Consider the following 20,607-nt stretch of genomic DNA (forward strand, 5'->3'; position numbering starts at 1 on the left):
AAGGAAGGCCGGACGCGAAGTCCGGCCTTGTTGCTCAGTTGGTCCGGCGGTTCTTGGCCTCGGCGATCAGGGCCGAGAGCCTGGCAGGGTCTTGGCCCTTGTCGATCGCGAGGCCGAGCGCTTGGGCCTCGGCCTGCAGCATGGCCAGCGTTTCGGCCCGCGCCGCCTGCGCATCGCCGATCAGCTCGAGATTGGCGCCGGCGATGCCGTTGAATTCGACCTCGTCGCCCGGCTCGACGATGCGCTCGTTGAAATAGGACAGCTCCAGGACACGATAGCGCGCCATTTCAGAAGCCTCCGGAATTCAGGCCGGAGGGGTAATAGGCAGTGCCTTCGCGGTCGAGCGCGAGGCCGGCCGTCACGGTGCCGCCGGTGAAAGTGCCGACCACAGTGTAGCTGACGCCGATATAGCGCTGCATCGCCGCCGCCTGCGAGAGCGCCGGAACCTGCACCCGCAGCCATTCGCTGCCGGCGACGAGGCTCGCCGTCGGGATGGCCGGCGTCTGCACGATCACCGTCGCCGAGGAGAGATCGGCATTGGCGGAGGTGATGAAGGCGAACTGCACCGAGGTGCCGCCGGCAAAGGCGGCGATGACCTTGATGAACAGTTCGAGATTGTCGCCGATGCCGATATCGCGGGCGATGGCGAGGTCGATCGTATTGGTCGACACCGCGGTCGCGGTGATCGGCTGGGCATTCGACAGCAGGAGCTGGCGGTCCAGGATCATGAGGGATCTCCGAGGAAGGGGGGTGGGCGGTGATGTTTGAAATTCCGCGGTCATCCCGTGTGCACGGCACCCTGCAGGGGTGCGGTGCAGACACGGGACCGCGTGCAGAAGGAGCTTCTTCCTGCGAACGGCGCCGGATCTGCGACGCATCACTGGCGTGCTGCATCGCGTCCGGGATGACGGGAGCGGAATCAGACCACGCGGGCTTCGGTGTTGAGCAGCTGGTCGGTCAGGCGCACGGGGATGCCGCGGAATGTCAGGAAGGGCTGGCCCTGGGCGTCCTGTACCGTCTGGAAGGCGAGCGTGGTCTTTTCCATCGCCTGGATGTCGCCCCAGGTCTTCACCGCGCGGTTCACGTAGAAGGCGGCACGGCCCATCTTCATCGATGGGATCTTGTTCATCGCCCGGACCATGAAGCGATAGAGATTGGGCGGCGTCGTCGACTGCAGGCCGCCGGCATTGCTGGTGGTGTCGATGTTGGCGATGCGCACGGCATAGCGCCAGTCGCGCACCGTCAGGCCGCATTTCCACTGGTACTTGGTCTGGTAGGCCTGGTAGAGCCCGCCATTGCCGTCGCCTATCGGCGCTGCCGTGGTCACGTCCTGATGGGTGAGGCCGGCAGCGGTGCCCTTCGGATAGATGCCGTGGATGGTGTTCGGGCCCCAGACCACCAGCCAGATCGAGGTGTTGCTGGAGCCGGTGCCGCCGGCGTCGATGATGTTGGTACCGTTGCCGGCGCTCAGCGAGGAATAGCGCGGCGAGAGGCCGGTGATGCGTTCGGGATTGGCGGCTGTCGAGGCGTAGAACAGGGCCTGGGTGAACTGCTGGTTCATGCCCTCGATGAAGGCGGTATCCTCGGTGAGGCGGAAGGCGGCGGTGTTGCCGTTGAGGTCGGCGAGGTCCTTGTCGATCACCGAATAGGTTTCGAGCATGCCGCAGACATCGGTGATCTGCGCCGTCGTGCTCTTGGCGGGGATGACGCCGTAGTTGAGCTGGCGCCAGGTCGCGGCCGGAATGCCGGTGCGGATCGTCGTCTTGTGGCCGGTGGGCAGGTTGCCCTCGATCCAGGGAATGTCGGCCAGCGGTTCGTTGAGCTGCGACAGGAGCTCGGCCACCACGGCGGGCTTGCCGTCGGGATCGAGCCGCTTGGTGACATCGACCAGGGTCGGATAGTTGTTGCCGATAGTTGCCATGAAAGGCCCTTTCAAAGGAGAAGGCGGGGCGATCGGCTCCGCCGGTTACCTTCGCGAGGCGAAGGGATCGTTGGGATAGAGGGTGCGGGCCGGGTCCGCCGCGCGCGACGCCGCGTTGCCCGTTGCGAACTGGTCTTCGGCATAGAGCGTGCGCCCGGCGCGGGCGAAGGCCTTGGCAAGGCCCGGCGAGAGCACGGCGCCTTCCGTCGAGAGCAGGCCGCTTTCCTTCAACTCGCGCAGCAGCGCGTCGCCGCCATTGCGCTCGATGAAGCGGTTGGCGAAGCCGACATTCTGGGCGTAGGCCGCCGACTTCGTATCGCCCCAGGCCCGGATAAGCTCGCCATGCGCGCGCTCTCCGCGCCGGACGAGAGTGGCGGCGTGGTCGGCATAGCGCTGCGCCTGGTCGCGCACGAAGGCGTCGTGCAGCGTCTGGGCCTGGCGCGGCGAGAGGCCCGCCTCGTGGGACCATTGCTTGTAGCGGGCCGCGCTTTCGCCGTCATAGGGCATCGTCTCGGGCAGGCCGTCGGGCAGCTTGAACTCGTACCCATCGGCCTGCTGCGGGCGGCCGATCCGCGCGTAGAAGGCGTCCCACTGCTCGCGGGGTGCATCCTCGGGCGGCGGCGCCACGGCCCGGCTGGAAACTTCGGTCAGTCTTTTTTCGAGTTCGGTATAGGACTTGATGGCGGTATCGGCGTCCTTCCAGCCCTTTGCTTCGGCCACCCGGCGGTTGCCTTCTTCGCGAAGACCGCTGAGGAGGCCGCCCGCGTTCTCCGCTCCGGACCCGGAGGAGGAAGGCGCGGGGGAGCCCGCAGGGTTGCCCGACAAATCGGACCCGGTGCCGGCGAAATCTGTCATCACAGAAGACCCTGTGTTGCGCTGACGAGCGTCTCGCTGCGCGCGGCTTCCACCAGCGCGGCCTTTTCCTCGTCAGTCAGGTTGAGAAAACGAAAGAGCCGCCCGAAGGCGGCCCGCATGCCGTCCGAAAACGCCCGGTCGTCGGGCGGGATGCCCGCGCCGTTGACCCGGTAGAAACCGGTGAAGTCGGCGAGGTCGGACAGCACGATCTGCACGTCCGCATTCTGCGGATTGAAGACGTTGCGATAGGCGAGGGCCAGCCGCAATTCGGCCTCGGCCGAACGGGCGGGGTGCCCGGCGAGATGCCGGGCAAGCGGAAACCAGCGCAGGGCCGCCTCCATGAGGAATTTCGGGAAGGAAATTGAAGGGAATCAGGCCAAAACTGCCATTCGCGCGGCGCATCCCATGATTCTTTCCTTATAGCACATGATGCGACCAAAGGCAAGGTTTGTTCTTGATTTGTTCAAGGGTAGTGATAAAGGTTTCCGTGGCCCGAGAGCGGCCCCGACGGGGAGTAAAATGTTCAGAAACGTGGCATTGCTCGCGGGCGCCGTGGCGCTCTCTCTTCTGCCCTCGCTGGCAATTGCGAAATGTCCGGAGGGCCGGCAATATATGCGCAATACGGGAGATCGGCGCCTTGAATTGAAATTCGGCAACAAGACATTCAAGGGAAAGTCCCTGGACGGCGGGTGGGGAGCGACGCTGTATGTCAGTGGCAAGGAACATTCGTGGTTCGACTACGGATTCTCTTCTACAGATTTGAAATATGCTTGGCTTGATATGACTGGCTGGGTGTTGGGGAGAGACCCCAAATTCGCCGACGATCTCGCGGACAGCGTCTTCGAGGATGGGGATCTGGCGGTCATCGACGCGGACACCGATGCGAAATGGAAATCCAACGATCTGGCGAAAGCCCTTCGCCAAAAGTATCCTCGTGTTTCACCAGTATGGCTCCCGTCCTGCCACAAGTGAGGAAGGACGATGAGGATCGTGGATTGCGGTAGAAGATGCGCAGGTCAGGTCAATGAACATGGAGATGCCGTTCGTCTCTGATCGGGCGTCGGAAACGCGGTCGGGGGGGACGGGTCAGTCTCCATTGCCGGTGTCGCGCGATGTCGGCAGGTTCTGGAAAATGCCGAAGGGCCTCTGCATGCCCATACTGTCGGGCAGGACGGGCGGCGTGAAGGGAGGTGCCTCTCGAGGTTGAGGTGCTCCCGTGTTCTCCGGGACGATGTTCGTGTCTGGAGGCTGCTCCTGCGAGCCGGCATCCGGGAGAGGCTGGGGCGAAGTGTTTGTCGCTGGTTCCTCAAAATTGAGGGATGCCGGCGGGTGTGACGAAAGACCCCAAGCGTCGATCCGGTCTGACAGGTCTTGAGCATCCGAATGGAAGCTGCGTCCGTTGACGTAGGATGGAAATGCGAAGGACGGCGGTGGATTTGCAGCATTGATCGCGCCCGAAATTTTCCTGGGATCTGCCCAATCCTCCGGATCGTTTGGGAGCCCTACTGCTTTACTATTATACTTCCGTATTCTGGCATCACTGAGCGGGAGGTCCATGACGCCATATTGCCGGCCGATGCGCTGCACGGCTTCTTCTTCGCTCAAGCCGGGAGACTGCAATTGCTCCTGGATGATCTGTCCCCTCAGGAAGGCGAGCGCGTCCGTCATGGACATCCTGCCCATACCCGTCGCCGCGATGGCCCACGCCGTGGAAAGTTTCGCGTCGACGGGCGCCGCCTGGGGCGAACCTTCATCGGGCGCCTGTTCGGAAAGCGTTTCGGCCTGGTCGATCAGGCGAGCCTTGTTCTCGGCAGGGTCGCCCGGCAGGGCCGCCGCTTTCGCCTCGATTTCGGGAGAAGAGGCGAGGCTGGCGCGCTGAAGATCTCTCAGGCGGTCGATCTGATCGGCGCTCTGCGAGCCGGCGAGAAGCGTCTGGAAGTTTGCCGGGGGCCGATTGACGAGAGATTCCGGCTTTTGATTGAAAAGATGTTTCCCGATCTGCAAAGTCTTTCCAGTGGCAAGCACACCCTGAATTCTGGCCTTGGTCCCTTTGCTGGCATCGGAGTTATTTTGCGATCCGATCGCCCAATAGTCTGTTGCTCCTCCCGTCGGGTCCGGTATCAATCCTGACAGGACTCCTTCCGCAATGGCTAAAGCCCGCTGATACTCCGGACTTTGTTTCGCTGGCGAGATCGAAGAAATGGAAAGCGCTGTTGATCGCACGGAGGCTGGCATCGAGAAGGATACGGATACGGAATTGAAATCCAGCGATCTGGCGGAAGCCCTTCGGAGAGAGTTTCCCCGCATTTCGCCAGTATGGATCCTGTCCTGTCACAAATGAACACCGGCCGGAGCAACCGTTGCTACGGCAATACGATGTCGCCCGGCAGGATCGGCCGGTTGCCGAAGAGATCCGACCGAGTCTGTACAACGGCGGCGTCGAGGTCGCCGCCGTTGCGGGCGAGGCCGTGCTGGATTAGGCGGGTGAACAGCAGGCCGGTGCGGCGAGCCCGGTCGAGGCCGTCGCCGATCTGGACGGGACCGGCGAGGAGGTCGGGATGGGGCGGCTGATCGGAAGAGCCACCGGCGCTACCTGGAGGGTCTACGAGCACCGCCTCGGCAAGGCGGCCAGCGACCCCTCTATCCCCTTGCGCGAGCGCGACCGCCATGGGCTGCAGCAGCGGCGGAAGACCGGCCTTGACGCACTGGGAGAAGATGGCTCGTTGCAGATCCGGTTTCTTGACGGCGGCGAACACCGCTTCGAGCGGCGCCATTCGTTCAGCGAGTGTCCTGTCGGAATTGTGGATGCTGCTCGCGAGATTGTTTACCAGCGCGGTAGAAAGATAGCGCTGCTGGCTCACCGGCACGCCGGCGGCGTCCATCAATGCGGCGGTCTGGCCGACGAGACCGGGCAGCGCTTGCCGGAGCGTGGTGGGATCGGCGTTGTCGAGGGCGGCCCAGCCCTGGGCGAGGCCGGGATAGAGCTTGCCAAGCGTGCCGACCGGATCGTTGGCGCGCTCCGCCCTGTAACGGGCGACGGCGGCCGTGGCGTTGTTGAGGAAGCGCTGCCCGTCAGGATCGGTGGTGGCGTCGTATTGGCGAAGCGCGGCGTCCTAGGCGCCGTCCGGCTGGTGCAGCAGGGCGGTGATCGCCGGCGCGTCCTTCAGGAAGGCGCCGGCCTCGTCGAAGCGCCGGGCGCCCTCGTCCGGGCCATAGGCGGTGACGAAGGTCTGCCGGTCCGGCGGCGGGCCGTCGAGCATGCCGGTCAGCATCATGTCGTCGAGGCGCTGCTGCAGGCCGGCGAGATCGGCCCTGGCGGCGGCCTGCTTCTGCGTCTGGTTCGTCTGCCATTGCAGCGCGAGTTGCTGGCGCTGTGCCGGGGGGAGGGCGTCGACGCTGGGATCGACCGGGCCTTCGTCCATCAGCAGCGGCAGGACAGTCTGGTCCTCGGGCGAGAGCTTGACGCCGAGCGCGGCGAGGCCCTGGCCGGAGGGGTCGTCGCCATAGCGGCCGTGCCAGCCGGCGGTCTGCAGGGCCTGCTTCGTCGCCGTCCACTGCGCCTCGCGCGCGGCCGGCAGCACGCTCGACTGGCTGGCCTGCTGCGCCTTCAGCGCGTTGAGCGCGGAAGACAAGCAGGTTGGGACTGGCGCGCACCTGGTCGGCCATGTCCGAGGCCGACTGGCCGAAGGCGGCCTGCTCATAGGTGCCCCGCCTCGCGAACTCCATGCGGGCGGCGGCGAAGGAGGTGCGGGGTCGCGGTCGAGGGCGAGCAGACCGGCATAGCGGTCGCGGTTGGCGGGCGAGACGGTCTGGAGGAAACCGCCGTCCGCCTGGGCGCGGCCGCCCATGATGGCGTCATGGAAGCCGGTCGCCTGCGGCGCCATGCCGGCCTGGGCCTGCTGCAGGGCCTGGTCCTGGCCGAGAGTGTAGCGCTGATAGGCGATCTGATCGTCGAAGTCGGTCTGCTGTCGCTGGCGCTCGGCGAGGCGCTGGCCGGCCTCCTGCAGGGTATTGCCGAGGCTGGTGAGGGATTTGCCGACAGCGGTGTTGGCCTGGATCTGCGGCGCGGAGGGCACGGCAAGGCCCTCCTGCGCCACATAGTCGGGAAAACGGGGCAAGGCTTGCTCCAAACAAAAAGCCCGCCGGTGAGGGCGGGCTGGGACGGTGAGAGGTGAGGAGACGGCTCGGTAGAGATTGCCGGCGTCGCCGGGACTTAAGTCGGTGCCTTGCCGGGCTTTCCGCCCGTCGCCGGCCCGCCGCTTCCGGGGGCGCCATTCGTCGGGCTGCCGCCCTGCGCCATCGTTGCCGCCTGTCCCAGCGCCGGCACGAGGTTCTTCGCCGCTTCGCCGCCCGTCTTCGCCATGGCGAGGCCCTGCTGCAGGGCCGTCATCTGCTGGCGCTGCTGGCGGGCGGCGTCGCGTTCGTCGATGCGCTTGAGGATGCGGTGCGGTGCGCCTTCGATCTCGCAGGTGAGGCGGGCGATCTCGTCGAGGTCGAAATTGTCGATCACGCTCGGGTCGGCCTCCATCAGCGGCATGATGGTCTGCAGGGTGCGCTGGATGCCGAGCCCCTCGGCGCTGCGCCGGAGGCGGTCGAGCGGCGAGGTGAAGCGCGCCCCGAAATCTCGGCCCGCGAGGCTGGCGGGCGGCGCGAGCGGGGAGCCCTCTCGCATCGCGCCCTTGCGCTCGAGAATGCCCGCCAGCCGTTCGACCTCGCGCGCCATCGCCTGCTGGATCTTGCCGCCGGCGGGGCCGAGCAGTTCCCCCTTCTCGTTGGCGCGGATCATCGCCTCGGTCGCGGTCATGTTGGGGTTGCGCAAGAGGATCTGGAACAAAGTGACGTAGAGGCTGTCATTGACGCCCTGCCGTTCGGCGTCGATCATCTGCTGGGCGAAGTCCGGCCGCTGCTGGGTGAGGATCGGCTGGATCTTCATGCGGCCGTTGGAATCGATGGCGTTGTAGTTGATGGCACGCGGGTTGAGGTTCGGCCGGTTCATCACCCCGTCATGGGCGATCGCCATCGGCGGATCGAGATATTGCTGCAGGCCGCGCAGCGTGGTCTTGCGGATGGCATTGAGCCCCTTGATGTCGGCGAGCGCCATCATCACGGGCGATTGCGCATAGGGCATGGTCTCCACCGGCGCCCAGTAATAGACGACGAAGGGGAATTCGTAGAAGCCGCCTTCCCCCAGCATCCGGTTGTTGTCGCGGTCGACATAGAAGGAGGCGAAGGGTGCCTTCCGCGCGGCGCCGCCTGCCTCGCAGTCGACGTCCTTTCGCGGCTGCACGGCGTGGATCACGGTGAAGAGCCGATCCTTCTCCGTCGCGCTCTCCGAGGCGCGCAGCACATTGTCGGCCAGCGCCTCCTCGCCGAAGCGCTGGCGCATCTGCCGGGCCGACATGGTGAACTTGCGGTAGAGCGTGTCGGGCTCGCCCTGCGCATCGACGGCGAGGTAGCATTCGCTCAGCGGCAGGTAGCGGTAGAGCGCCGGCACGGCATGGGCTTCCCTGCCGAGCGATTCCTCGACGAAAACGACGCCGGTGCCCAGAGCGATCGCCGAGCGCAGCGCCTTCTGGTGGGCACCGATGAAGCCCGAACGGGAATTGTAGCGCACCGCGAACATGTAGTCGCGATAGGTCTCGAAATATTCGGCTTCCTCGTCGGTGGGTTCGGGCGCGAGCGGATCGGTGACGGCGAGGCCGTGCCATTTTTCCGACTGCGGGGTGACGAGGCTTTCCATGCCGGAAGCGAGCCGGTCGACAGCCCGGAGGGCGGTGTCGTCGAAGCGGACCCGGCCGCGATCGACCGAGGCCGGCCCCTGGGCCATGAGATCGTAGCGCGTCGCCGCGCTCGACGAGGCGCCGGGGACGAAGCGCGCGTGGTCGGGCAGGCAGTAGTCGGCGATATCGGCCCACACCTTCTCCCACTGCACGCGATCATTGGCGAGTGCCTCCATGCGGGCGACGACGTCGCCGCACAGCGCCGTTGAGTCGAGGATGGAGCGTTCCTCGTTCATGAGCCGGCCTGTCCGAGCAGCGTGACGCGGTTGACGTTCTGGCCGAAGCCGGAATCGCCGAGGCCCCCGGTGAGCTGGGTCTGCATATTGCCGTTCTGGCTGCGCACCCGCCGGAGCGTGTTGTTGACCGCGGCCTGGTTGGCGTCATCGGCGCGGTTGGCCGGCAGGGGCAGCGGCGGAAGGGGCGGCGGCTTGGGCGTGGAAAAGCACATGGGAAACTCCAGGGCTGTAAAAGCAAAAGCCCTCCGAAAGGGAGGGCTGGACAGGGGGGCGGTGGGAAGCGGGATCGAGCCGGAGGCGTCGAGATCCATGATTTTGAGGTTAGCATGACGAAGATCCGGTGTCAAATTTTGTTTTTGTTTTGTTCTTTTCTGTGTCATTCTAGATTGGATGCGTGGAATTAGCTGGAGTGGGAGAGTGAAGCGGTTTGTTGTGGGTTTTATCGCGGTGATTTGCGCGACGGCGACGGCATCGGCATCGAATGATTTTCCTACTTCGGATGAGTCTGCGTTGATCAGGCTGATCTGCAAGCCACAAGATACGAAGGGAGCCACTTGCCTCGAAGCCATCAATTTTCCCCGCGATGTCCAGGCCGATTTTCCCGAGGAGGGCACGAGATGCTTTGTTTCCATTGAGCGGAGTTATCCGATAATGGCGGAGAACAAACACTATATTGTAGCGCCGTATCGGACCGACTGCGCCGGTCATCCTGATCTCGGCGGGGGATCCCTGCTGGCGAGGCGCGACAAGGGCGGATCGCTGCATTTCCTCGGCTATTGGCCTGGCAAAAGAGCCAGTGACGACGACGGTGAAGCGCTCGCAAAGCATTGCGCTGTGTTAAAGCGCAGCGCGAAAGACGAGCGACTTTATTGCCTTTCCTATTATCGAAGCACCGGCAGTGCCGTGAGTTGGCTGGTCTCCTTTGGGGTGCGCGACGGACGGCTGCTTAGCGAAACATCCGATCTCCGGCTGGATAAGAGGGCTCTCGTCGCTGGCTCGGTGGATATGGGCGCTTACACCTTCACCTGCGACGATGCCAGGGGAAAGTCCGTCTATTTCAGGCTTTCTCACCTTGTTCGGAGACACTCTTCCCCCGCACTCGAATTCACCATGATCTATGCGGACGTGACGACCGTCCGCCGCGCCTGCCGCCCGCAGCAGGCGTGGCCACTAGACGTAAAAGGGAGGCCGATAGTCGGTGCCGCGAACGTACCTGCGACGGAACTGCACTCAGGACGTTTTGGCTTCAAGCCGCCTATCGTATTCCAGCTATCGGACGACGGTTATCATCAATAAATTCTCTGTTCGGCGGTTCGGCGATATCGTTCGGAATTGATTGGGTCCTAGTTTTCATCCGGTGGTGTGAACGGAGGATAGAGTGGGGGAATCGTATGTGGCTTGTTCAGTAGAGCTTGCGCTTTTTTGGCGTGATCAGCCATGCCCGCCACTTTATCTGCAACCGTCCCCGCGGCGCCACCGTTGCCGGCATCAGTTCGATTGTAAAGACCCACGTGACCGGCATTGATTGCTGAGTAAATGTCAAGCAGACCCATGCCCGGCATAACACCTCGGTCCTGTAGAAATCTTCCCACTGCTCGGACCTGATCATAGGGCAGCATATCCTTGGTGATGCCGTATTTGTTTCGCTCAGCGTCTCCCCATTGAATCAGGCCAATGTGCCTCCCGCCAGGATTAGTTGTTGGGCCTTTTTTCCAAGGATTAAGGGTTCCGGCCGTTTCAAAATACATTGCTGTCAAGAGGTCAAGCGGTGCAACTCCTATTTCGTTAGCTGTGTCGATTGCGCCGCGACGTATCTCATTAAGTACGGCCGCCTTACTCAACTGAAACTTATCAAAGCCCGTCGGCTCTGGACTCATCATTTTTGCGAGATCGCCCGCATCTGGCATAACAAATGCGCCGGGCAAATTTCGTGATTCAAAGGCGAGTGTCGTCGGATCAAGGGTATTAGGTTTAGATATTTTCTGAAGACCTAATATATACGGAAGATTTTTTTCTATGTATATTCTCATATATTCTTCTAGAGAAGGGTTTTTTGCGCGTATTTTCGTATTTTTATCCGAGGGCATAGGCCGATCGAGCGAATTTTTCTGTACCGTGTCGTTGAAAATGGTGGAAGAATTTTTAGTTTTTCCATCTGCGATCACATTCGTTGAAGCCGCTGGCCTATACCCACCGATGTCGGATAATGCCAATGCTTCCGCGTTGTCTAGATCTCCGCCATTTCGGGCTAGACTGTTCTGCACAAGACGCCTGTAGAGAAGCGCGTTCCGATTATTCTCAACCTGATCTCGGCTAACGGAGGAGATTTCATTTGAATAGCTTGGATCGCTGGCATTCCCAAGCAACAGTGAAACTGAAATGGTATTTCCAGGGCTTATATCGCCGTTGGGGTTTAAGAGCACTGCCTCGGCGATTCTTTTCGTCGCGTTGTCATCTCCACGAACGAGCGCCGGGACTACCGATTTCATCATTGGAGGCAGGCCGGTTGAGACCAGTTGATCGAAGACCGCGTGCTGCTGGGTTGGAAGCCGAGTGGCTAGCAGGGTATTACTCACATCGTTGAGACGATCCGAAATCGACCTTGTCGGATCATTGAAGCTACTGACGATGGTCGAGGCCATGCCGTTCGGCAGATAGCGCCGCTCGCCCGGCGGCACGCCGGCGGCGTCCATCAGGGCGGCGGTCTGGTCGACGAGGCCGGGCAGGCTTTGGCGCAGCGTGGCGGGGTCGGCCCCCTGCAGGGCGGCCCATTGCCGGCCGAAATCGGGATAGAGCTTGCCGAGCGTGCCGACCGGATCGGCGGCACGCTCGCTCCGGTAGCGGGCAATCGCGGCGAGGGCGTTGCCGTGGAATCGGCGGCTTTCCGCATCGGTGGCGTCGGCGGTCCGGATAAGCGCCGCATCCTGGGCATCGTCCGGCTGGCGCAGCAGCGCCGAAATCCGGGGCCCATCCCGCAGGAGGCCGTCGAAGGCCTGGTACCGTTGCGCGCCCTCGTCGGGGCCATAGGCGGCGACGAACCGTGCCCGGCCGGGCGGCTCGCCCGGCCAGACGCCTTCATAGGGCAATACGGCCGAACCGTCCTGCAGCGCCTGCGCGAGAGTTGCCCGCGCCGAAACCTGTGCCTGCCGCTGCCGGGCGAGGGCGCGGTTGGCGAGTTGCAGGCGTGTCCCTTCGTCGAGGACCCGAAAGGCGGGATCGACGGGGCCGTCGGCCTTCAGCGGCGTCAAGGAAGCACGGTCGGCTCCGCCCGAGGAGGACACGCCGACCGCCGCGAGAGCCTCGCGCAGCCGCGTGTCGGAGGGATCGTCGCCGCCATAGCGCCCCTCCCAATCGGCGAGCGCGATCTGGCGGCGGCTGTCGTCCCACAGCGCCTGGCGCTGCGGCGTCAGCAGGCTGGAGAGATTGCCGGTCTGTTCGTGCAGCACCCGCAGGGCTTCTCCCGCCCGGGACGGATCCCGCCGGACTTCGTCGGCGAGCAGCGCGGCGGATCGGCCATATTGATCGGCTTCATAGGCGCCGCGGCCGCGATATTCGGCCTCGGCGGCGGCGATCGAAGCCTTATCGCGATCGAGGCTCAGCAGGCCTGCATAGCGCGCGCGGTTGCCGGGGTTGACGGTCTGCAGGAAAGCCTTGTCGGCCTGGTCGCGGGCGGCCATGAAGCTGTCGTGGAAGCTGCTCATCGATTGGGGTGCTGCCGCCAGGGCTTCCGCCATCGCCTGTCGCTGGGCGAGGCCGTAGCGCTGATAGCTGATCTCATCGTCGAAATCGGCCTGTTCCTTCTGGCGCGCCAGCCAGCGGTCGGCGACATCGCCGACGTCCTGGCCGAGCTTGCGCAGGGCTTGCGCGGCCTCGTCATGGGCCTGGATCTGCGGCGCCCGGCCGATGTCGAGACCGTTCTGCGCCACGTAGTCGGGAAAACGGGGCAAGGTTTCGCTCCAAACAAAAGCCCGCCGGAAGGGCGGGCCGGGGTGGAAGACAGAGGGGGGCGTCTGCAGGAAATCAGGACGGTGCGGCCGAGGCTCTCATCGCCGCGGTCCGGCTGTCATTGCAGTTTCCATGCCTTCTGGAAGGCATCCTGCCCGTTGAGGCCGAAGGCGCTGCCGAGGAGGGTGAAGCCGCCATTGTCGCCAAACTTGCCGAGGCCGCCGAGGAGGCCGCCGGCCGCTCCGATCGCGCCGGCCTGCTCGGCGACCTGTCCTCCCTGCCGCGCGAGCTTGCCCTGATAGATGAGATTGTCGGCCTGGACCCTGGCGCCGTAGCGCATGGCGCTGGTGTCGAGGGCACCCTCGCTCGCGGTTGAGGCGATCACGTCGGAAGGCGAGCCGCTGAGGTCGAGGCCGGAAGCCGCGGTCGAGGCGATTTGGCTGCCGATCGTCCGGTTGATCTCGTCCTGCTTGCGGTCGGCTTGGTATTCGCCTTGCTGCAGGGCCATGCTTGCCTGCCGGTTGTCGGCGGCGGCCTGCGCGTCAGCTGCAGCCTTCTGTGCGTTGCCGGCAGCGATCGAGCCATAGGCGGACAAGGCTGTGCCCGCCAGGGATGTGGCGGCGATCAGGATGGGAGGACACATGAGAAACTCCAAATGAAAAAAAGCCCTCCGCAAGGGAGGGCTGGAGAAACAGCCAGGACATGACATGCGCTGACTTAGACAGCGGGCATCGAACGATGTTTAAATATAGGTGCCATAATTTAAAGTAAAAATCACCGATTTTTGTTTCCTACTCCGTTGCCACTTGGAAGAGATTGGGTTCCGATATCGACGGGAGCCACGAGCAAGGAATGAAAGTTTAGACCGTTGACATAGTTTATGTCCGGAAAATTTCCCTGAATATCGTCATCGGTTCTAAAGCCGTCCAATTTGAGTTCTGAAAATCCCGAGATGCTTTGCGGAAAATAACTAGGATTCGGAGAGTGGTTCATGCCGCCGGGCGAGGGCAAACGGCCTGAGCCGTTTGTTGGATCGCCGGAAGCGGAGAAGTATCGATCTGCACCGTCTCCAGATGCCGGCGATTGTCTCGTGACAAACTCCGAAGGGAGCGCGACGATATCTGATGGCGATCCGGTAGAGCGACTGTTTTGGCGGCCCCACCAACCCGTGAACGTCACGGGAGATTCTGTCCCTGCTTGTTCTTCATTGCGGCGCGACTTCGCTCTGTCTATCTCCAAGTTCGGACGGGGAGGTGGGTGCGGTATCGCACCTGAGAGGACAGGTTCCGCGGAGGAGTTGCCATGGCTCTCCTGTTGCCCTGCTGCAACCGTCCCGCCGATGCCGGCATGGAAACCGGCGATCTCTTCGGGACTGAGCAACAGCATACCGCGCCCCACCTGTCCAGCGGCCGTATCGTAGAGGGGCGTGGGCGCACGAAGTCCCAACACCGAAAACATGGTTGCAATATAGGAGTTGCTGTTGGTCGGTGCATTGAAGCCGGAATCGATCAAAGGCAGCTGATAGGGAATATTCTTTAGGTTGATTGCAACGGTAGCATCCTCCATTGCAATCATCGCACTCACGATAGCTGGTTTTGAACCCACATAGACTATCTTTGGTTGTGATTCTGCATTTGCGGATCGGCCAGGATAAAAATGACCTTGAATGGTGTCGCCGAGTTTTTGTGATCCAATCGGTTTGACATGGCCGTTCGCATCGGTAGCCAATCCTTCAAATGATTCGACTACTTGGTCATATTCGTCCAAGATCGAAATCACGCCGTGTACAGCCACGCCCAGCGGACGCTCTGAATATACGATTTTCCAATCGCTCATTCTGCTCTCCAGGAAAGTAAGGCCTCGATAAATTTTATATTTTAGTGAATAGTTCTATTTACAAAGACGATTCCTATTTTGATTGGAGCTGATTCTTTGCAATTTACCACCAGATCGTGCGGGTCTCCGCTCGGAGTTGAGCGTATTTCTATACTTCCGAAAGATGGTAATTCTTCGATATTTATAATTTTGGAGACAATTATATTGTCTGAGAGTTTGAAGTGACATTCGAGCTGTATATTGCGGTACGACATGCTGGATCGATTTGTTATTAATGTATAAGCGCCCCTATTTCCGTTTGGAGGGATGGGAATGCCCTCAAGGTCGAATAATTTAACAGTGAGGATCCCGCATGAACTAAAATTCAAAGCTATAAATAGAAGGAAAAGACCAATAAGCGCAGCGCTTTTCATGGTAAAGACAATCCTATTATAGAGGTAGAGTAAAATAGAGACAAGCGCGGCGCTATGCAAATAGAATCGATCCCCCCGTGACGATCGACAAAGGGAAGTCTCCATATATTGACGCTCCCGGAAGACGAGCCACGACAACGGCAATCGAAGGAAACGGCGAGAAGGAAATACGCAGCAAAGGAGACAACGTATGCACTGCCGTGCTTCGAAGAGCAGGGATCATGTCGGCGATTTGGAATTCAGATGCAGACATCCTCATGCCGTCTGCGGCGTCGTTCTCGTGTCGCCGCATAGGTCATGAAATCCAGCCCGTCGGCGCCATAGTCGCGGGCGATGCCCTCCTGCCGGAAGCCGAGGCATTCGAGCCAGCGGTGGGAGAGGTCGTGGCCGATGGCGCTGCGCACCTCGATGCGGCGAAAGCCGTCGCGCCGCAGGCGGGGGGCGACGTCGCGCAGGCAGAAGCGCGTCACCGGCTTCATCGCGGCGGCCATCGCCCGCGTACCATAGGCCCAGCCGCTGCCGAGGCCGGGGAAAAGCCGCGATATGCCGAAGGCGCACACCGGCGAGCCGCCGGTCCAGGCCGTCCAGGCGAGGCCGGGCGAGGCCTCGAACAAAGCGATGCCGATCGCCGTGTCGGTGCCGGGAAAGACGGCGCGGATCTCCCGGCGGTCGGCCTCGCGCATGTTGACGGCAACATAGGTCATGTCCCGCAGCGTGGCGGGAAGGATGGTGACGGGCATGGGAATTTCCTGGGAGCGTGGATGTGTCGTCCGCAAGCGCAGGCATGAGCGGGTCAGCTGCCTTCTTCCCACGGGGAGAAGCGACATCGCTCCCGTGCTCAATAATCCAGCGGGTCGTAATCCTGGGCCGGGCCCTCGGAGGCGATGCGGCGCAGTTCCGGCGAGGCGACGGGTTCGGCGAAGGTGAGGGCGAGGGCGTCGCCGAGATCGGGGGAGGGCAGGCCGCGCGCCTTCATGTCGTCCTTAGCTTCGAGCAGCAGGCGTCCCCCGGCATCATATTTGTATTGCGGGGCGACGAGGTCGTCGGCGAGCTCGTCGCGATGGTCGATCCCGGTGGGCAGGGCGCCGCGATCGCGCAGCCAGTCGCGCATCACCCCCCACATTTCGGCGCGCTTGTTGGCGTAGCGCTCGCCGGCATTGGCCTTGCCGCCCGCCTGCACGTCGAAGACGACATGGCCCATCATCCGCAGCCGGTCGACCACGCCACCGCCGACGCCGGCACCGTCGACGAAGATCGCCTGCGGCCGCCAGATCTCGGCTTCTTCCGCCACCAGCGCCGCCGTCTGCATGGTGTCGATGCCGCGCAGCACGCGCATATGCTCGAGCGTGTCGTTGCGGACGAGGATGACGCTGCGGTCGTCGCCGAAACGGGCGACGTCGACGCCCATCACCCGGGCGCCGCCGCGGGAGGCGGGGCGCTCGCCGGCTGCCGTCACCAGCGCCGGGGGAATGAACTGCATGCGGTCCGGCGCCTCGAAGGAGCATTCCATTTCCTGCGCGACCAGGGCCGGCGCCATGTCCTGCGTCAGCGCCGCGATTTCGGCCGGCCTGAGGATGCCGGAGCGCGAGGCCGGCAGCGTCAGCGTGTACCAGGCCTCGTCCTTTTCGGCGCGGCGGTAGAGGTCGTAGAGCCAGTTGCGGCCCTTGGGCGTGCCGATGAAGACGGCGAAGCCTCCGCGGTCGGCAAGGGCCGGCCGCAGCACCTCCTGCCACAGCGCCGGCTTCATCTGCGCCGGCTCGTCGACGACGACGCCGTCGAGATAGAGCCCGCGCAGGGTGTCGGGATTGTCGGCGCCGTAGAGGCGGATTCGTCGCTCGCCCGGCAGGTCGACGCGCAACTCGCTTTCGTTGACGACGCGGCCGGGAATCGGCGCCGTGTAGCGCTTCAGATAGTCCCAGGCGATGTCCTTGGCCTGGCGGAACAGCGGCGCGATATAGGCGTAACGCGGCGCCGGGCGGCTGCATTCGACGGCACGGCGGATGAGGTCGTTCACCGTCGCCACCGTCTTGCCGGCGCGCCGGTGGCAGACGAGCACCGCGAAACGCTGCCCGCGGGCGTGGAAGGGCTGGAAGGCCGGGCGCGGTGCATAGGGCAGGGTGACGAGGCCTTCCGATGCCGTGGCCTTGATGGGCGGGGATAGGGCGGCAAGGAGCGAGGGAGCGGACGCGTCGGGACCGGGCATGCTCATTCGCCGCCGGCCTCGCCGGCATCCGCGATGGCCCAGCGCAGGACGATGCCGCCGCCCTCCGCCTTGCCGTCGATGCGTCCCGGCAGGATCCGTGTCAGCAAGGCGCAGAAGGTCTTGGGATCGTCGCGCGCGATGGTGAGGAGATAGTCCGCGCCGCCGGCCGCCGTCAGCGCAGCGAGGACGTTGTCGGCGAGGACCGAAAGCCCAGCCGCCTTGCTCGCCCCGCTTGCCTTGCGCGGTCGGGGTTTGGCGGCGGGGCGGGACGATGCCGTCCCGGTGTCGGCGGCGTCGGGCGGCGGCTCTTCCGCGGCGGCGGGCTTCCGCTTGCTCATGGTGTCCCCTTGAAAACAAAAACGCCCGGAAGCTTGGAGCTCCGGGCGCAAGGTAATGACGATCATCCTCTTATCGCATGGTTCCGGTTCGAAGTCAAGAATGTTGCCATTTTGTTCTCGGCATGGATTGCCGCAGGTCGAACCTGAAGCAATCCGGCAGTCCCGCTACATGACCAGGAGGACGGGAACACCCTTCTGCTTGGCCTTCTCCTCCGGCTCGACATGGATGGTGACCATGGCGCCGGCGATGCGCGCCTTCAGCGCTTGCTCGATGCGGTCGCAGATCGCATGCGACTCCTTTACCGACATGCTGCCGGGCACGACGAGATGGAAATCGATGAACACGACGCTGCCCACCTGCCGGGTCCGCACGTCATGGGCTTCATGCGCGCCCTCGCTCTGCGTGGCGATGATCTGCTTGATTTCGGCGAGCGTTTCGGGCCGCGCCGAGGCGTCCATCAGGCTGCTGACCGAATCGCGGATCATCGCCCAGCCCGACCACAGCACGTTGAGCGCGACCAGCGCGGCGATCAGCGGATCCAGCACCAGCCATCCCGTGGCGATGACCAGAGCGACGCCGACGAGGATCCCGGCCGAGGTCCACACGTCGGCGAGGACATGCTGGCCATCGGCCTTCAGGGCCGGCGAGCGCCACTGGCGGCCCCAGCGCAGCAGCGCCCAGGCCCAGCCGGCGTTGACGACGGTCGCGAGGGCGTTGACGACGAGGCCGAGCAACGGGGCTTCCAGCGGCGCTTGGTTGAAGAAGCCGAAATAGGCCTCGCGCAGGATCAGGATCGCCGCTCCGACGACCAGGACGCCCTCGATCACCGCCGAAAAATATTCCGCCTTGTGATGGCCATAGGGATGGTCGCCGTCAGCAGGCTTCGCAGCGACGCGCAGCGCGATGAAGGCCGCGGCCGCCGCGGCGACGTTGATGATGCTCTCCAGCGCATCGGAATAGAGCGCAAGGCTTCCCGTCAGCCAATAGGCGCCGAATTTGAGCGCCAGCACGACGAGGCCAATGCCGGCGCTCGCAAGAGCGGCTTTCTGGGTGCGGTCCATTTCGATCCTTCATCGAGGCGTCGCCATGCCCGGAAGTGGCCTGCGCGATGGGCGGACCACTAGCGCGGAGGGAATGTGGAAGGCCAGAGCATATTTTATAGCTCCGGCTATGCAGCGGACGCCGCCGGGAAGGCCTGCCGTGATCCCGGAAGCCGGCCTATAGCGCCGCAAGCTTCAGGACGGTGCTCCAGTTGCGTCCGGTGACGGGGGTGCCGAGATGGCGTTCGATCAGCTTCACGGTCAATTTCGATGTGCCGATGCCGTCCGGATACCAGGCGTAGACGCAGCGTTCGCCAGCCCGCACCTGCTCGGGGCCCTTGATCGCCGTTCGCAGCGCGGCGACCGCTTCGGGGCCGACCGTTTCCTTGGCGACCAGAAGGACGAGATGGGAGGGGTCGGCATCGGCCTCCGCCGCGAACGGGTTGGCCGCGATGAGGGCCTGCCATTCTCCGGCGCTGCGGATCATGAAGACGGTCTTCACGCCGAGGCGCTCGTCGAGGGCCGCTTCCCATCGGCGTTCGAGCGCGGCGTGGCTTTTGGCCGCTCCGTCGAACGCGATATTGCCGCTCTGCAGCAATGTCCGCACATGCGTGAAGCCGAGTTCCTCGCCGAGCGCACGCAACGCGGCCATTTTCACGGTGCCGGTGCCGCCGACATTGACCCCGCGCAGGAGAGCGATCGAATGGGACAAGGGGAACTCCTGAAAACGGTCGCGAAGCACGCATATTTCCGGTTTCACCCCCGGCTGTAAACGGAACACGTGCCGCCGGACGGTCCAATCGCCTTCACCGGATCATGCCCCAATGGTCCGCGAGCGTCGTCAGGCCTGCGCGCAGCACCTCCATCACGATGGCGGTGGCGGTCGCCGCGTCCGCATGGCGCGTCGTGTCGCCGCCGACATCGAGCGGCGCCCGCTCGTCGATGACGACCGCATCGACCCAGCGCGCGAGATAGGGACCGAGCCGTTCGCGGGCGCGCCGATACTCGCCGCGATGACGCGCCGCCGCCTCTGAGGGCGGCACCGCCCAGGCGTGTTCGCCCGAGCCGCCGCCGCGGACGCGGCCGAGGTCGCGGCCGCTGAAGCCGGCAAGTGCGGCGCCGTGCCAATGGCGCTGGTAGCGGCGCCCGGCGTCGAAAAGGACGGCGTTGCGGCGCGGATCGGGATCGAGTGCTCCCCCGGCATGCAGCACCTCCAGGGGGCCGGCGATCACGCGCTGCACGCCGTCGTCCTGCCCGATCATGTGGAACGCCGCCTTGGCGAGCCGTTCGGGCGTGGCGCGCTCGGGCAGCGGCGCCTCGACGGCCCGCATCTTTTCCGTATCGACCGTGACGCATTCCTTCTCGGCATCCCAGCGATGGAAACGCGGCGGGGAGGGCGGGTTCCGGCGGATGGATCTCGGCATGAAAGTCCTGGAAAACGGGTTGCGGGAAGAAGCGTCAGGCCGGCCCGCGCGGGGCCGGCCGTTGCGGCGCCGGAGGCCGGCCGCGCGTTCAGTGGCTGCCGGCCAGCGCCGGCGGCCGCTCGACCCAGCCCGCAATGGTGAAGTGCGGGCGGTTGTCCGCATCCCTTCCCATCAGCACGACCACCGGCAGCTTACCGGGATTGGCGGAACGCCCGGCGAGGAACTCGTCATGGAGGGCGTCGAAGGCCTCCAGAAAGCTGCCGGCGGTCGAGGAGAGTTCGCGGACCTCACCACCATGGGCATCGGAGAGCTGCAGCACGACGCGCAGGCCGCGCTTGTGCTGCACGCTCGGCGCCTCGGGCCAGACGCCGCCGAGCGGAAAGAGCCGCATGTCGGGCCGGACGCCGTGGCCGAACCGCATCCAGCCGACCTCGATGGCGTCCATGTCGACGACGGCGGCGAAATCATCGGTGATGTCGTGGATGGTCGTTCCCACCGGCGTGCGGTCGATGCGCAGGAAGCGGCCGTCGGGGATGTGATATTTCAGAATGGGAAGAAAGGCGGTGGGCGCGGTGGCGGAAAAGCCGAGAGCCATGACGATACCTCGTTGAAAAG

The 20,607-nt window shown here is 63.8% G+C and carries 22 protein-coding genes; 2 read left to right on the forward strand and 20 right to left on the reverse strand.

Annotation, left to right across the window (positions count from 1 at the left end; all coding sequences use genetic code 11):
- Positions 1 to 34 precede the first annotated feature (34 nt).
- From J3R73_RS09785 to J3R73_RS09805, 5 genes are all read right to left on the reverse strand, one after another.
- On the reverse strand, positions 35 to 286 hold the full coding sequence (locus J3R73_RS09785; RefSeq protein WP_307425674.1) for a hypothetical protein: 252 nt from the start codon (positions 284 to 286) through the stop codon (positions 35 to 37).
- A 1-nt stretch (position 287) separates the two neighbouring features.
- Positions 288 to 728 carry a Bbp16 family capsid cement protein gene (locus J3R73_RS09790; protein ID WP_307425677.1) on the reverse strand — a complete coding sequence of 147 codons (441 nt, stop codon included), beginning with the start codon at positions 726 to 728 and terminating at the stop codon, positions 288 to 290.
- A 191-nt stretch (positions 729 to 919) separates the two neighbouring features.
- Positions 920 to 1,921 (reverse strand): major capsid protein, encoded by a 1,002-nt coding sequence (locus J3R73_RS09795; RefSeq protein WP_307425680.1) that lies wholly within the window; start codon positions 1,919 to 1,921, stop codon positions 920 to 922.
- A gap of 45 nt (positions 1,922 to 1,966) precedes the next feature.
- Positions 1,967 to 2,641 (reverse strand): hypothetical protein, encoded by a 675-nt coding sequence (locus J3R73_RS09800; RefSeq protein WP_307425683.1) that lies wholly within the window; start codon positions 2,639 to 2,641, stop codon positions 1,967 to 1,969.
- A 134-nt stretch (positions 2,642 to 2,775) separates the two neighbouring features.
- A complete protein-coding gene (locus J3R73_RS09805; RefSeq protein WP_307425686.1) occupies positions 2,776 to 3,117 on the reverse strand; it encodes a Bbp19 family protein in 342 nt (113 codons plus the stop codon).
- A gap of 178 nt (positions 3,118 to 3,295) precedes the next feature.
- Between J3R73_RS09805 and J3R73_RS09810 the strand changes: the two genes are divergently transcribed.
- Positions 3,296 to 3,748, forward strand: a complete 453-nt coding sequence (locus J3R73_RS09810) for a hypothetical protein (RefSeq protein ID WP_307425689.1) — start codon at positions 3,296 to 3,298, stop codon at positions 3,746 to 3,748.
- A gap of 114 nt (positions 3,749 to 3,862) precedes the next feature.
- Here J3R73_RS09810 and J3R73_RS09815 read toward each other — a convergent pair whose 3' ends face one another.
- From J3R73_RS09815 to J3R73_RS09835, 5 genes are all read right to left on the reverse strand, one after another.
- The gene (locus J3R73_RS09815) at positions 3,863 to 4,900 is read right to left on the reverse strand and encodes a hypothetical protein (RefSeq protein WP_307425693.1); all 1,038 of its coding nucleotides are present in this window, start codon (positions 4,898 to 4,900) and stop codon (positions 3,863 to 3,865) included.
- A 239-nt stretch (positions 4,901 to 5,139) separates the two neighbouring features.
- Positions 5,140 to 5,661, reverse strand: a complete 522-nt coding sequence (locus tag J3R73_RS09820; RefSeq protein ID WP_307425696.1) for a hypothetical protein — start codon at positions 5,659 to 5,661, stop codon at positions 5,140 to 5,142.
- A gap of 228 nt (positions 5,662 to 5,889) precedes the next feature.
- Positions 5,890 to 6,894 (reverse strand): hypothetical protein, encoded by a 1,005-nt coding sequence (locus J3R73_RS09825; RefSeq protein ID WP_307425699.1) that lies wholly within the window; start codon positions 6,892 to 6,894, stop codon positions 5,890 to 5,892.
- A gap of 95 nt (positions 6,895 to 6,989) precedes the next feature.
- Positions 6,990 to 8,792 carry a portal protein gene (locus tag J3R73_RS09830; RefSeq protein ID WP_307425702.1) on the reverse strand — a complete coding sequence of 601 codons (1,803 nt, stop codon included), beginning with the start codon at positions 8,790 to 8,792 and terminating at the stop codon, positions 6,990 to 6,992.
- On the reverse strand, positions 8,789 to 9,004 hold the full coding sequence (locus J3R73_RS09835) for a hypothetical protein (protein ID WP_307425705.1): 216 nt from the start codon (positions 9,002 to 9,004) through the stop codon (positions 8,789 to 8,791). Before J3R73_RS09835 ends, J3R73_RS09830 begins: the two co-directional genes overlap by 4 nt.
- Positions 9,005 to 9,209: 205 nt before the next feature.
- Between J3R73_RS09835 and J3R73_RS09840 the strand changes: the two genes are divergently transcribed.
- Positions 9,210 to 10,088, forward strand: coding sequence for a hypothetical protein (locus J3R73_RS09840; RefSeq protein ID WP_307425708.1), 879 nt, complete (start codon positions 9,210 to 9,212; stop codon positions 10,086 to 10,088).
- A gap of 47 nt (positions 10,089 to 10,135) precedes the next feature.
- On the opposite strand, the gene J3R73_RS09845 is transcribed toward J3R73_RS09840, so the two are convergent.
- The 10 genes from J3R73_RS09845 to J3R73_RS09890 form a co-directional block, all read right to left on the reverse strand.
- A complete protein-coding gene (locus J3R73_RS09845) occupies positions 10,136 to 12,739 on the reverse strand; it encodes a hypothetical protein (RefSeq protein ID WP_307425709.1) in 2,604 nt (867 codons plus the stop codon).
- A 116-nt stretch (positions 12,740 to 12,855) separates the two neighbouring features.
- Positions 12,856 to 13,380, reverse strand: coding sequence for a hypothetical protein (locus J3R73_RS09850; RefSeq protein ID WP_307425712.1), 525 nt, complete (start codon positions 13,378 to 13,380; stop codon positions 12,856 to 12,858).
- A gap of 131 nt (positions 13,381 to 13,511) precedes the next feature.
- The gene (locus tag J3R73_RS09855; RefSeq protein WP_307425715.1) at positions 13,512 to 14,573 is read right to left on the reverse strand and encodes a hypothetical protein; all 1,062 of its coding nucleotides are present in this window, start codon (positions 14,571 to 14,573) and stop codon (positions 13,512 to 13,514) included.
- A 652-nt stretch (positions 14,574 to 15,225) separates the two neighbouring features.
- Positions 15,226 to 15,726 carry a hypothetical protein gene (locus tag J3R73_RS09860; RefSeq protein ID WP_307425718.1) on the reverse strand — a complete coding sequence of 167 codons (501 nt, stop codon included), beginning with the start codon at positions 15,724 to 15,726 and terminating at the stop codon, positions 15,226 to 15,228.
- Between the two features lie 98 nt (positions 15,727 to 15,824).
- On the reverse strand, positions 15,825 to 17,189 hold the full coding sequence (locus J3R73_RS09865; protein WP_307425721.1) for a hypothetical protein: 1,365 nt from the start codon (positions 17,187 to 17,189) through the stop codon (positions 15,825 to 15,827).
- A gap of 2 nt (positions 17,190 to 17,191) precedes the next feature.
- A complete protein-coding gene (locus J3R73_RS09870) occupies positions 17,192 to 17,527 on the reverse strand; it encodes a hypothetical protein (RefSeq protein WP_307425724.1) in 336 nt (111 codons plus the stop codon).
- A gap of 165 nt (positions 17,528 to 17,692) precedes the next feature.
- Positions 17,693 to 18,589 carry a cation diffusion facilitator family transporter gene (locus tag J3R73_RS09875; protein WP_307425726.1) on the reverse strand — a complete coding sequence of 299 codons (897 nt, stop codon included), beginning with the start codon at positions 18,587 to 18,589 and terminating at the stop codon, positions 17,693 to 17,695.
- 157 nt (positions 18,590 to 18,746) lie between these two features.
- Positions 18,747 to 19,280 carry a DUF1697 domain-containing protein gene (locus J3R73_RS09880; protein ID WP_307425729.1) on the reverse strand — a complete coding sequence of 178 codons (534 nt, stop codon included), beginning with the start codon at positions 19,278 to 19,280 and terminating at the stop codon, positions 18,747 to 18,749.
- A 94-nt stretch (positions 19,281 to 19,374) separates the two neighbouring features.
- Complete coding sequence (locus J3R73_RS09885; RefSeq protein WP_307425732.1) at positions 19,375 to 19,992, reverse strand: hypothetical protein; 618 nt, start codon at positions 19,990 to 19,992, stop codon at positions 19,375 to 19,377.
- Positions 19,993 to 20,080: 88 nt separating this feature from the next.
- On the reverse strand, positions 20,081 to 20,587 hold the full coding sequence (locus J3R73_RS09890; RefSeq protein ID WP_307425734.1) for a hypothetical protein: 507 nt from the start codon (positions 20,585 to 20,587) through the stop codon (positions 20,081 to 20,083).
- Between the last annotated feature and the right edge of the window lie 20 nt (positions 20,588 to 20,607).

This window comes from Labrys monachus, from assembly GCF_030814655.1.
Taxonomy (GTDB): domain Bacteria; phylum Pseudomonadota; class Alphaproteobacteria; order Rhizobiales; family Labraceae; genus Labrys; species Labrys monacha.